The organism is Mycoplasmopsis iners ATCC 19705, assembly GCF_000701805.1.
Taxonomy (GTDB): Bacteria; Bacillota_I; Bacilli_A; order Mycoplasmatales; family Metamycoplasmataceae; genus Mycoplasmopsis; species Mycoplasmopsis iners.
Genome location: NZ_JNJW01000001.1, coordinates 93,540 through 107,109 on the forward strand (window position 1 = coordinate 93,540; position 13,570 = coordinate 107,109).

Genomic DNA, 13,570 nt, shown 5'->3' on the forward strand with positions numbered 1-13,570 from the left:
TTATTGAAGCTTCTTGAACTTCAATAACTTCTTTGTTAGCTTCTTCTTTAACTTCAACTTCAATCACTTCTTCAATGATTTCTTCAGCTTTGGCTTTATTAATTAATTGTTGAATATTTTCTGAATGTGCTTTGACCAATTCTGCTCTTCTTTGAGCAATTTTTTCTTCTGCTTCTTTTGCTTTTAAAGCTTTTTCATAAGCTAATTCATTAACATTTTCATCATGTAATTTGATTAATAATTCACGGCGTTCTTCAATTAAGTTAGCGTCATTTAACGACTGTTCACTATCTTTTGTTTTATATTCAAGAATTTGAACATAATAATTTTTACCCAAATTACTGTTTGCTCAAAATTTTCCTAAATCGACTTTTTTATAAGTCTTTTCAACAATTTTTTGTGATTTTTTACTCATTATTTTCTCTTTCTCTTCGACATAACTCTTGGATCAAGAGCATCGTGAAGTCCTAACGCAACAAATGATAATGAAAGTGATAATGTTAATAAAATTAAGGCCGGAAGAACTAAGATTCAGATGTTGGCGCTTGTTTCATTTGAAGCACTAATTAATAATTGACCTAAGTTGGTATCATTTGCTTCTTTGAAGAAACCAAGGAATGCTAATGAAGCAACTCATAAGATAATACCTGGAATGCTTCTTACAAATGAATAAGCTAATTTACCAATAACAGCTGGTAAAGCATGAACGAATACTTGGCGACGAGTTTTGGCTCCAATTGCTTTAGCTGCCGCAATGTATTCTTCGTTTTTAACTGTGATAACGTACATTCTAGTAATACCAACAAAGCTTGGTCAACCAACTAATGATAAAGTGAAGATTAAAGTTCATTGAGTTGGGCCAAATACTGTTAAGAAAATTAAGATTCAAATTAAAGTTGGCGCTGATTCAAAGATGTCAATTAAACGCATTACTAAAGTATCAATTCACGAACCGGCTTTGAAACCTAAATATGCACCAATTGAAATACCAATAATTGCTTGAACTAAGGCAACAATTAAAGCAATTTTAATAGCTCTTCAAGTTGCATATCATGTTCTTGTTCAAACATCAAAACCTTCTGTTGTAGTACCTAAGATAGTATTGAAGCCTAAAGTGTTTCAATAATCAGCAATCATTTGTGAAGTGTATTGAATGCCTTCTTTTTTTCATAAAGCAATTTGACCATTTAAAGCATTCAATTTATAAAAATCAAAAGCATTATAAGTCAAGATGTATTGATTGCCTAATGTTGATCTTTTAATATCACTTAAGCCATATTGATTAAAAATCTTAACAGTTTCAGCATCTTGACTTCTCAAATTCATATAGGTACGATAAATAGAGTTATTAGCATCCATAACTTTAGTTATATATGGTGAGTATTTTGAAGGTAAGTTATCTGTATAAGCAAAGTCGCTTATTCTTTCAGCTGGCAAAATTCCTTCTTTTGCTGAAAATACAGGTACTAAAATTGACATTAATAATACAACAATAAAGGCTAATAAAGCAATTACAACTACAGGGTTAGTGAAGAATCTTTTGAATATTTCAACTAATAATTTTTTAGGTTTTCCAGCAACTTGACCATTTTGTTTTTTGCTATCATCTTGATTTAATTTAATTTTCGAAGCTAATTCTGTATTTAACTTATATTTACGATTAAATTCACTAGCATTTAATGACATTAATTAGCTCCTTTCGCTTGGTTAGCAAAATATTCTTTTGCCATTTTTCTTCTTTCAAGATAAGCTTTGAAAAATAATGTGTAATTTTTCTTTGATTTAGATGTATAGGTAATTTTTGGATCAAGAACTACATAAGCAAGGTCAGTTAAAATCGCTGCTGCTAAACCAATTGCTGTAAAGAAGATTGTCGAGAACATAATGATACTTAATTCACCAGTTGAGAAACCTCTTAAGATAACCTGGCTAGTACCTTTAACGTTTCAGTATTGTTCAATAATAACTGATCCACTAAGCAATCCAAGGAATGAACCAAAGATTAAACCAAATAATGGAATTGAAATGTTTCTTAAAACATATCTAAAGAAAATTTTTGAAGCGCTTAAACCTTTAGTTTTAGCAATCAAGACATAGTTAGAAGTTAAAACAGTAATCACCATATTTCTAGTACTAATTACATAAGCAGCTAATGAGCCGGTTGTAATAACTAAAATAGGTGGCAAGTATGAAATAAAGACTACAGAAAAGCTGTTTTCGTCAAGTTCTTTAACAACAGGTGAAATGCCAAATTTTACACCAATAGCAATAACTAAAGGCGCAATAATGAATGAAGGCACAGCTACAAAGATTAATACAATAATGTTTGAAACACTATCAAATAATTTGCCTCTTTTATATCCTGCGAAAACTCCAATGGTTATACCACCAATAAGTGACATAGCCATAGAAGGGACAGTGATGATCAAAGTATATTTAAGTGGTTTGAAGAATAAATCAACCATAGATAAATATTCACTTGGGTTAGGGTTGTTTTCTGGTTTAATTGGCATACCAAATTCACCTTTAAAGAAATGACCCATATAAGTTAAGTATCTAATTATCACAGGGATTTTTTCACCGATAACCAATGTACCATCAGCAGCATAAGATGAATACCTGATGCCGTTTCTAGCTTGAATTTCGGCTACTATCTCTTCAAATGTTTTTCCGCTACGTTTAGCTTTTTCAAACAATTCTTGCGCAAGATCTTGTGAAGGGTCCGGAGCAAAAATTGCCACTAAAACATAAACGAAAAAGGAAATAATAAATAAGGCGAGAATAGCCATGGCTATTCTCTGTAAAATATATTTAAACATTAATTATTTATTATGAAAGATTAATAGTAATTTTTACTATTTTCTAATTGATCAATCTTGAATATAATCGGCAGATAAATCTAACATGATAGGTGCTTCGAAATTATTGTTAATTAACACTGGGCTAAATTCATTAATTGATGCTTTATTAGCTGTCATAAAGTCATAACCGTAAAGTGTAGTAATTTCCTTTAATAAATTAATCATTTCTTGGTTGGTGTGATCTTTGGTGTATTTGAATCAGAATAATGCTGATCATCCATAAGGATCTTGACCATCTTCAGCGTGTTCACCTTCTCTTACAACACCTTCAGCATCATTAACAATGTATTTGTTTATAGTTGAACTTCATTCAATTTTGTTTTCCATTAATGCTAAAAAGCCTCTATATCAAATTTTACCTTCAATTTTGTAAAGATCCGCTACCGGAACATCTCAGTGCGATGGATTAGTTTGCTCATAAGCCATAAGTGCTGTTGCAGCTTTAATTAATTCAGGGAAATTGTTAGCAACTGATGGTTCGTCTTTATGAGCATAAAGGTAGGTTAATGTAGGAATTAATTGACCATTTCATGATAAACCATCAATACCTGAACCTACTGAATCATAGTCATAACCTCAAGCTAATCTTGTTGAACCGTTTGAACCGTAGGATGAACCATTTAATCATCTAGCTCTATTTTTGGCTGGATCTCTTTCTCAATCAACTTCAGCAACAATTCTTGAATCCAATTCACTTAATACTCTAGTTAATGTTTCACTAGCTGATTTTAAGTTGTCACCCAAGTTTGATCATGGGTATCATAATTTGAATTTAATTGGTTCATAAACTTTTTGACCATTGCTTTTTGAAACTAATGATGGATTTGCTTCATAGAAGGCATCTAATAATTTTTTCATTTCAGCTTTTAATTGTTCAAAGACTGCTGATTTAGCTTTATCAACTTCATATTTTGCTTTAAGTTCTGCTTCCATATTTTCTTTTGTTGAAATTGTGTATTTAGCGTCACCTGATGAAGCAAAATTAATTTTGTTTCCATCTTTATCAATAGCAAAGAATTGGTTTAATTCGTCAATAACTTCTCTTGGGGTTTTAGCACCTGTTGTTGTGTTTTGGTCACTTCCACCAATTGATGAGTCAAGTGCCACATTACCTAAGTAAGCAGTTTCCACACCTGATGTTGCTTTATTTGCTAAATATGAATAGTTAGTCGCAGCATTAATTATTGTTCTAAAGCTTAAACCATTACCTTTTAAGAATGATGAACCATCATCTAAGCCTTTAGCCAATTGTGCTCTGGTTTTACCTCACATTAATAATGAATATGCGTCGTTGAAGTAGTAGTAATTTTCGCCTTGCTCTTCTCCGGCATTGTAAGCGAAAGGAAGTAGGATTGATTGGTAGTAAGGTTGAGTTTTATTTAGACTTTGAGAATATCTAAGTCCATATCTACTCTCGTTTCTAAGCACTTCTTCTTTTTGCTTGTCATTTAATTGGCTAAAACCAATTCTAATAAGTTCATTATTTGAATATTGTTGAAGAATTCTAGTTTGATAAATGTTTGGTTTTACTTCGTTTGATTGGTATTTGTAAACAATGCTGTTAATTGTGTTTTGATTGTTAACGAATTTTTCATCATAGTAGTGTGAGTTTTTAATATATGTTTGAGATAAATTACCATAACCTTTTGCATAGTATGGTCCTGAATATAATGAAGATCTTGAAGATACACCATGTCAGTAAAGACCGGTTTGGTAAGCAGCGCTTGAGTGATCAATTGCGTCATAGTTAGCTAAGAATTTACCTAAAGCTAATGTACCTTTTTCAATAGCTGGATCAGCAGCAACTGATAGATCAGTATATCTGTAAATATTAATACCTTGACTTACAGCATATTTACCTAAATCTGTTAAATTAGCTTCTTGAGTTAAATCAACACCAGCATGATTTGCTTTATAATCAGCAACAACTTTAGCAAGTTTAGCATTTTCTGCTTCAACATATTGTGATGATAATGGCAATAATGTTTTGTCAGTTAAAATTAATTTTCTGAATAAATCACCATAACTTACAGTTTGAGTATTATCAATCGTTGAGAATGTTAATGCTTTTGCATCTTCTGCTAAACCTAATTGTTCTCTAATAGTTTGATTAGTAACTTTAGTTAAGAAACTATCTTCACTAGTCATTTTAGCTGCGTCAATACCATAAATTCCATAAAGATATTCATTTGGATATTCTTCATCTTTACTGAAAGAAACATTTCCTTCTTCTAATAAGTTGTCTCTAATTCAGTTATCAAGTGCAGCTGTACCACCATTGGCAAGTCTATAACCTGTAGAAAGTAATTTTGTCCTTAATCAAGTTAAGTAGAAATCTTTTGGTTGAACTGTGTAACCGGTGTCATTACCGTTATTGTCAACATATTTAATGCCTTCTCTAATAACCATTTGCATGTTGGTTGTTTGATCTAAATCAAGTTCAAATTGTGGGTTGTTAATCGAACCGCTATCAGCTGATTCGAGTCTAACGTTCAATTTTGAATAAGCTTTAAGTTCTGTTTGTTGACCATCTACTGTAGCTGTAACTGTTGTATCTGCCTCTGGTTCAATTTCAGCTTTATCGTTATCATAAACTTTAACTGTGCCATCTTTTAAAGTAAGCACAATTGCTTTAACTGCATCCAATGATTTTTTAACAAACACTGGTTTAACAATATAAGTTTTAGTTTCTTCGTCAGTTGTACCGTTTTGTAATTGAACTGTTGATTGGTAGTTGGCTGTAACTGCACCATTTAAACCTTTAAGTCTAACTAACGAAACAGAGAAAGTTTGTCGTAAGCCTCCTGCGTTATATCCACCATATTGGTTTGTAGCATCAAAAGTGTAAGCTAAAGGTTTGTAAATTGCATTATAGGAAGTAGCATACTGCTGTTTGCTTACAACTGTGGCTGATGTACCACAAGAAGCAGCTAATGACAGTAATGATGCCCCCGTTGCTAATGATGGTAGTGCCATCAATAGTTTTCTTTTTCTTGTCATTTTGTCTCCTAGTTTTTTTTGAATTCATAAAGTTACTTAATCAACGCATTATTAGTAAAAAATGATTTGAGTAGCTAAAAATAATAATGCCTTGATTAAGGTTATTGTGAACAAATTAACAATATGTTTTTATGCTTTAATTTATGCTTTAAAAAGATAAAAACATGTTTAAATTATATTACTTATATATAAATTTAATATTTAATAGGTTTGTTAATGTTCTGTTGAGTGTTAAATTTAATTTTTTAACCTTGTTTTAAGATTTTTTAAACATCGCTTGGTTGTTAAATTAAGGATGATATTGTTTAATCTTAAGGAAGTTTCTTATGAAAATTTTTGAGTAATGTTTATTTAGTTAATTTAATTAAAGTGAAAATTATTAATTATTTTGAAAAAAGTAAATGTTCTTATTAACCATAATGATGTTCTTGCAAATGGTCATCTTAATCATAGGGTTAATAAAATTGTATGAAAAAATACCAGTGGCAAACACTGTGTTCTTAACTGTTTGATTGTGAGTTAAGTTTAACTGTTGCATAGTATTCCTTTCAAATTTAACGCCCTTATTATACACACTTTTTTAATTATCAAAACAAATTGAAATTTTTTTATTTTGATTAAAAAGCCTATAAAATAGCCAAATTAGCGAATTATTAATTATTTGAAAGCAAAAAAATAATAAATAAATTTATATAATATATAATGTAAAACATAACTTTTAAACTACAAAAGAGGAAAGATGAGTTCACAAAAATATAAACCTATTGAAGATTCGCAAACTGTCGAATTAATAAGAAACGGGCAAGATTTTAATTATGCTAATGAAAACACCAAAGTAGTTCGTGATCCTAAAAATCAAATCTCACCGCGAATTTATAAAGCAATTAGAACTGAATGAAGAATCAAAATTATTATGATGTCAATTTGATTTACAATTATGTTGACTTCAATGATTTTATTTATTTTAGCTTATACTAAACAAGGTGTTTTTAAAGAAAGATATGTTGGTTATTTAGTAATTTTTGCCACACTTGGTTTTATCGGCTTAGTTTTAGGTATTAAAAATTTAGTTGATAAAATGAAGTGGACTAAGGCAATTCAAACTTATCGTAATTCTTTAATTAATGGTGATTATTCAACTAATAATACATTTTATTTGGCTTATCGCAGATTAAGTTTAAAAGGTGTTAATTTAACTTGATTACTTGTATTTATTATTACTTATTTAGGTCTATTTACTCTAATTGTTTATGGTTTATATGCTTCAAATGAATGAAAACTGGGCAATGAAGAGACTTTAGTAAGAATTAATATCAAGTGAAGACAAATTTTAGATAAAACATTTGGCAACACAATTTTGTTATGTATTTTATGTGGCTCTACATTAGCAATAATTGTCGCTTCTTACATTTTTATAATGTTATTTGACAAAAAAAGATTAAATGATATTTATGATTTTCTTGACGAAAAAGCAATTGAAATTCATGATAAGATAGCCCAAGCTAAAAAAGAACGTAACAAAATGTGAATGAAAATTTACATTTTTGCTGTAATGCTAACCATTCTATTACCTGTTTTAGCCTTATTGTTTACCTTCTGAAAAAAAGTTATCAGAAGAAAAAAGGCATAAATTTAGAAAAAATCTCTTAAAAAAGAGATTTTTTTATTAAAATGATAACAATACATAAGGAGAAAGATACTATGAAAAAAATTAAAATGGGAACTAACGAAGTGACATTAGTTGGTTTTGACGCGGAAATTGGTGACAGAATTGAATTAATTGGTGCTAAAGCAGGCTCACTTGATCAAACACCAGTTGTGAGAAAAAACAAGTATGCTATTTTAGCAACATTTCCATCAAGCAATACTTCTGTTTGCGAAATGCAAGTTTTAGAATTATCTAAAATGGCAAAACAATTTCCTAAATTTGATTACATTACCTTTTCAATGGATTTACCATTTGCTTTAAGTGATTACCAAAACTTACATCAAACTGAAAATATTGAAATGTTCTCTGATTATTTCAGTCATTCAGTGGCTAAACAATTAGGTGTTTTAATTAAAGAAAATCACTTAATGGCTAGATCAATGTTTATTTTAGATCAAGATAATCGTATTGTTTACAAACAAGTTAATGACCAAATCAAACAACAAGTTGACTTTAAGGCTTTAATTGATCAAATTGACTTATTGAACTAATTTATAGAAAAAAACGGTTTAACCAAACAAACATCCAAAAATTGAAATATTTAAAAGCAAACATTTAAGTTTGCTTTTAAAATTAATTTTTTTCGCACAATTCAACTATTGGAAAAATAAAGTTAAAATAATTTTCATTGTAACGGTTTGGAAAAACTTTTTCAATTTCATTAAATTCAGAAATTTTTTCAATTTCGCTTTTATCTAATTTGTTTTGCATGTCAATTTCATAGATCAAAATATATCCAGAATTCAAAATCTTAAACAATTTATTACCTGAAACAACGCCTTTTATTTTTTTAATCAACTCGTACAAATTTCCCTTTTTTATGCTCTCATCAGTTAATTTTAGTTTTGTATAAAAAGGCGTTCATCTATATCTGGGAGCGAATCAAGCTGGATCCATTAATAGTCTCTTTTTGCCTATTACAACTTTGCTTTTATCACCTATTATAATTTGATCATTGCTTATATTTTTTGATAAATCATTTATGTTTAAATAAATTTTTTCAATGAAATCATAATTTTTAATTTCTTCAATTAATTCTGTCAAATCTTTATCTTTAGAATGATTAATAATTATTTCAATATAAGGAATACGATTTTCAGAATTAGCATTTAATACCTCTTCATTTTCATAATTGTCACAAAGCCGATTTAAATCATAACCAAACTTTGATGTATTAGAATAGACAAAAGGTCGTATTTTTGTTAGTTCTTCTATTCTGGCTAAAAAAGTATCTAAATAATTTTGCGTTTCATATCAATTTAAAGGATTGGTATTAATTAAAACAATTTTTGTGTAATTTTGTAGCAAGTGTTCATCATCGTTTTTATTATCGTAGTTGAAATCAGCAAAATTACTTTCTGGCACAGTGTATAAATTTTTATCAATTCCACTTGAATGTGAATTGTCTCATTCAATTTTATTTGTTTGGTTAGCGTTTATCGTTGCGCAATTAGAAGCTATACCAATACAAGATACTGTACCAAATGATATTAGGGATAAGTTAATTAGTTTTATATTTTTATTCATTTGTCTCCAAATATGAAATACATATTTTGTCATTAAAATTATTGATTAATGTACTATCATCAAAATTTGATTTAATAACATATCTTAATTTTAATGTTTCAATACTACCATTGTGATATGTTATTAATTTATCTAATGAAAACTTATCAGTTGATTTTCTAAGATTATATCACTTACCATTGTGAAATCATTGTAACAATAATGAATATGAACCTTTTCTCTTTTTGTTTTTGAATAATTGATTGGCATATTCCCTATTAAATTTGGACATTTCATCAATATTTTTTTCATTAGCTGAAATTGGCTTATTTACAGTAGAAGATAAAGCTAACTTAATTGTTTTGCCTGGTTTCAGAAGAAAAGAAGAACTTATTATATCTTTCTTATACAATTCTTGACCAGTATAAAATTTTAAATTTTCTGCAGCTAACAACATTTTATTATAGTTAGGTATACCAGCCCCCACATAACGATAAAGACCATTTTCATTACAGTGTGACGTTCTCCTTAAATCAATTTGTTTAACAGATAACGAAGACATCAACACGCTTTTTACAGCAGGCATGTTGAATTCCCAATTTTTTATAGTTCCTTGAATTTTTTTATTTTTCAATCAAAGAGAAATTAAGCCCGATATAAAAGGTGTTGAAAAACTTGTACCATCAATTATTGCTTCATCTTCAGTATTATCTTCATACAAATATTTTCCTATTGAAAATTTTGAAGGGAAAGTCACTAATGGTTTGGATGTTGTTTGCTCTATAAAGCTTCAATATATTCCGTGTGGATGGGGTTTATATTTGTTTTCTAACTTAGTTAAATTACCTACAAATATTGATCCATCTGTAAAATGAGTAGAACGTGAATAATAATCTTCATTTAAAAATTCTTTCTCCTCAAGCAAATTCCCGTTAGCAAATATATGTATTATCCCTAAACTATTTATTGTTTCATTAAAAACAGCTTCAAAAAATTTAATTGCTGTATTTGTTAATCAACCAATTGAATATGAGTGATTAAATAATTTAACATTTTTTGTCTTTATCAAATTATCCATTTTTTTAAAATATTCAAAATAATTAATCTTTTCATTTGGGTTGTTTATGTATTCTAAATACATTTTTGCGGTTTTATCAACACCAAAAGATGAACCTAAAAATCCTGATACCATTAATGCATGATATGTTAGATTGTCTATATTAATTTTTTCGTCATTTACATTGTAAACATCTAATAAATTATAATAATCTTCTTTATTAAGTCATTTTTTAAAACCTTCCTTTTCTAATGCTTCCATAATGGCGACATTAAAATTAGAATCATACTTAACTTTTGTATTCAATTTAAGATCTAACAAATCAATATCATTATCAAATTTTTCTTTCACACCCAATAAATCTAACATTTCACCAAAAAGTTCTTTTTGTTTGTGAAAATTCGTAGTGCCATAATAATTAGCAAATTTTGGGTTATTTCGCAATCATTCCAAAGAATAGTTATCTCAAAAATTGTTAAATGTTGGTTTTAAATGATCTGGCAAAATTAAATAAGTATAGCCAAATTCATTAATGTTAGAATCTACAGTTCTTTTATATTTTAGGTATTTTCTACGCAATCCACGATCATCGAAAATAACCTTCTCTAATAGTTGATTAAAACTTTTAATTTGATTTGGTCTTGGAGGTTCTCCTCCAGGAGGATTTGTGTTTTCTCCTGTGATAATATCAATATCGCTAGGTATATAACCTTCTTGCTTAAAGTTTGAAAGTGTAAATTTGTGTTTTACCACATCACCAAGAATAACGATTGAAATATATTTAAGCTTCTTTATTTCTTTTATTAAATTCTCCAATTCATTTCTGTTAAATACTTTTACATCTACAACCAATAAAGTTTCTAGCAATGTTATTCTTGTAGTATCAATTATTTTTTTAAAATCTGCCAATATTTGTTTTTTTATATCTTCGTTATTGTTAGATTTTAATCTACTTAAAATTGCTTGTCTATCAACTTTAAATAAAATATTAATGCCTTTTTCTAATCTATCATCGCTTATTTTGAAAATATCATCATCAATTTCTTGTAATTCAGTTGAATTATTCAAATTAGTATTTTCAATGTTGGCGCTAATAGTTGTTAATAAAAGTGGAGAAGCCACAACAATGCCATTTAAAATTTTCTTATTTCAAACGTTCATAATAAACCCCTTTTACCTGCTAATTTAAAGCATAGTTATAATAAATTTAAATAAATGATTTATATAAATAGTTATAAATTTACAAAACCATCTAACTAAATTATAGTTTTTTTAAACTTAAAACTAATTTTTTAAAAATTAAGCAAGATATAAAAGGAAAAAAATATTTTTTTATTGTTTTTTCTTTTAAATTAATTATTAATTTATAATAATGATTTATTTATTTTGCTAATTTATTAAAAAAAATCTAACAAAGTAGAAAACACATAAGCAATTATAAGCCCTTGACTTTAACACAGTTATAATGCTTATAAACCTATGAGGCAAAAAAGTTCAGAAGATTTAGTTTTGTTTATGAAATACGTTTCTAAAAAACACATAAACCTTAATTAAAACACAATAAAAAACATCACTATCTTATTACGATAATGATGTTTCTAAACAATAGTTTAGAAAAAATGTTAATTTTTTACACCAATGGTCTTATTGCTTCATAGAAAATTTTCTTAACTAAACGTGCTTCAAATTTGGTGTTTGATTGATCATAGTCAATTGAATTTTTGTGATAATTATCAATAATTTTGGCAACTTCTTTTACGCCTTCGCCAGTAATAATATCCATTAATTCATATTGAGCATACATTGAACGCATATCCATGTTTGATGAACCAAAAAAGGCAATTGAATCATCGATTATCCCACATTTAGAGTGAATAAAACTATCTTTGTAGAAATAAATTTTTAAACCATATTTTTTTAATTTGAGCATCATGTTTAAACTTGTGTTTCAAATTATTTTTTTATCTGCGTATTCTGGAAAATAAATTTCAACTTTAATACCAGCAAATAAAATGGTTTTTAAAGAGTTAAATAACGAGGAAGGAACTGAAAAATAAGGTGTAACAATTTTGATTGATTTTTTAGCTTTAGTAATTAAACCCAATAAGTTATATTCTAGATAGCTTGTGTCATAAACAGGTGAATCAAAAGTTAAAAGAGAATTGCTTGTTCCATTTTCACTTGTTTTATAGACAAAAGCGTCAAGTGGGTTTAAATTTAAATTAGTTTTTTTCTTGCTTCATAATTCCCAAGAACGTAAGAAGAATAAAATGTATGAATTAATTGCATTGCCTGTTAAATGATAATTGAAATCAATTCAGTCGCCATATTTTTTTGATAAGCCGACATATTCATCACTTAAATTGCAACCACCTGAAAAGACTATTTGAGAATCAACTATATAAAATTTTTGGTGATTACGATAGAAATTTTGAGCATGAATAAATGGATAAATTACTTTTGAAATAAAAATAATTTCCACATTGCCATTTTTTAGTAATTTGCTAAAGTATTTTCTTTTATTAACTAAAGTAACTCCAAAATCATCTATTAATCAGTAAATTTTGACTCCGGCATTAGCTCTTTCTAAAAGTATTTCACATAATTCTTGAAGCATTTCACCTTGTTTTAAGATGTAAGAAACCATATAAATATGTTTCTTAGCCTGTTTTAAATTGCTATATAAATTAGCAAAATAATCACCTGTATATTGATAAAAATGATAGTTGCCATCTAAAAACAAACTTTTATTTAACTTGGTAAAATATTCCATATTTTCTGGAAATGGACTTTTAGCATTTAAAGCTGTTTCATAGGTATTTAAGTTAAATTTTCCTTGTTTAACCAATGCTTTTTCTTTTTTATTTTTGTATTTGCTTCCAAATGTAAAGTAAAAAGCATGGCCCAATAAAGGGAAGAGAATGCAAACTAAAAGCCAAGAAAGTTTAGAGGCTTCACTTCTTGTTTGACTGAAAATAATAAAAGAAATTGTGATATTTAAAAGATAAGCTAAAAGCACAAAAAAAACGAAGAAATTAACGCTAGTCTTATAGGTAAAATAAAGTATTGGTGTTAATATTGCAAAAAATATTACAATTTCCACACAATAAATGAGACCATTTACTAATTTCTTCATGTTTTATTTTGACAATAATTAATTATTTTGTAGTTTTTTTGTTAGCAAATGACAATGTGTCTCTAACTCTACCGTTTTCACCGTGGATATACACAGTTCCAGCTCTTTTTTTAGCTAATTCTCTAGCGTAAGCAATTGCTTCTTTTTGAGTTGCAAAAAGTTTAGTAGCTCTTTCGTTTCCTGCGCCTTTAACTTGTCATTCATCACTATCTTTTTTTGGAGTGATGTGGTAATTCTTGATTTCTTTTTTTTCAACTTCAGTTTCAAGTACTTTATTTGCCATAATTTTTCCTCTCTTTACA

The 13,570-nt window shown here is 28.1% G+C and carries 10 protein-coding genes and 1 pseudogene; 2 read left to right on the forward strand and 9 right to left on the reverse strand.

Annotated features, from left to right (window positions below; genetic code table 4):
- Window positions 1–414 precede the first annotated feature (414 nt).
- The 4 genes from T395_RS0100365 to T395_RS03615 form a co-directional block, all read right to left on the reverse strand.
- Complete coding sequence (locus T395_RS0100365) at window positions 415–1,686, reverse strand: ABC transporter permease (RefSeq protein ID WP_029512533.1); 1,272 nt, start codon at window positions 1,684–1,686, stop codon at window positions 415–417.
- Window positions 1,686–2,819 (reverse strand): ABC transporter permease, encoded by a 1,134-nt coding sequence (locus T395_RS0100370; RefSeq protein WP_029512534.1) that lies wholly within the window; start codon window positions 2,817–2,819, stop codon window positions 1,686–1,688. The genes T395_RS0100365 and T395_RS0100370 overlap by 1 nt, the downstream gene beginning before the upstream one ends.
- Window positions 2,820–2,855: 36 nt before the next feature.
- Complete coding sequence (locus T395_RS0100375) at window positions 2,856–5,861, reverse strand: OppA family ABC transporter substrate-binding lipoprotein (RefSeq protein WP_029512535.1); 3,006 nt, start codon at window positions 5,859–5,861, stop codon at window positions 2,856–2,858.
- A 379-nt stretch (window positions 5,862–6,240) separates the two neighbouring features.
- Window positions 6,241–6,399 carry a hypothetical protein gene (locus T395_RS03615; RefSeq protein ID WP_156933058.1) on the reverse strand — a complete coding sequence of 53 codons (159 nt, stop codon included), beginning with the start codon at window positions 6,397–6,399 and terminating at the stop codon, window positions 6,241–6,243.
- Between the two features lie 201 nt (window positions 6,400–6,600).
- Between T395_RS03615 and T395_RS0100385 the strand changes: the two genes are divergently transcribed.
- On the forward strand, window positions 6,601–7,491 hold the full coding sequence (locus T395_RS0100385; protein ID WP_029512536.1) for an MSC_0882 family membrane protein: 891 nt from the start codon (window positions 6,601–6,603) through the stop codon (window positions 7,489–7,491).
- A 71-nt stretch (window positions 7,492–7,562) separates the two neighbouring features.
- On the forward strand, window positions 7,563–8,060 hold the full coding sequence (locus T395_RS0100390; protein ID WP_029512537.1) for a redoxin domain-containing protein: 498 nt from the start codon (window positions 7,563–7,565) through the stop codon (window positions 8,058–8,060).
- Window positions 8,061–8,142: 82 nt separating this feature from the next.
- Here the strand turns inward: T395_RS0100390 and T395_RS0100395 are convergent, their stop codons facing one another.
- The 5 genes and pseudogenes from T395_RS0100395 to T395_RS0100410 all read right to left on the reverse strand — a co-directional run bounded on the left by T395_RS0100395 (window position 8,143) and on the right by T395_RS0100410 (window position 13,551).
- Window positions 8,143–9,096, reverse strand: coding sequence for a hypothetical protein (locus T395_RS0100395; protein ID WP_029512538.1), 954 nt, complete (start codon window positions 9,094–9,096; stop codon window positions 8,143–8,145).
- A complete protein-coding gene (locus T395_RS0100400; RefSeq protein WP_029512539.1) occupies window positions 9,089–11,293 on the reverse strand; it encodes a S8 family serine peptidase in 2,205 nt (734 codons plus the stop codon). Before T395_RS0100400 ends, T395_RS0100395 begins: the two co-directional genes overlap by 8 nt.
- A gap of 469 nt (window positions 11,294–11,762) precedes the next feature.
- Window positions 11,763–12,980, reverse strand: a complete 1,218-nt coding sequence (locus T395_RS0100405) for a phospholipase D-like domain-containing protein (RefSeq protein ID WP_245599319.1) — start codon at window positions 12,978–12,980, stop codon at window positions 11,763–11,765.
- A gap of 42 nt (window positions 12,981–13,022) precedes the next feature.
- Window positions 13,023–13,268, reverse strand: a pseudogene (locus T395_RS03735) (PLDc N-terminal domain-containing protein); the annotation flags it as partial.
- A 22-nt stretch (window positions 13,269–13,290) separates the two neighbouring features.
- A complete protein-coding gene (locus T395_RS0100410) occupies window positions 13,291–13,551 on the reverse strand; it encodes a DUF2188 domain-containing protein (protein WP_029512541.1) in 261 nt (86 codons plus the stop codon).
- Between the last annotated feature and the right edge of the window lie 19 nt (window positions 13,552–13,570).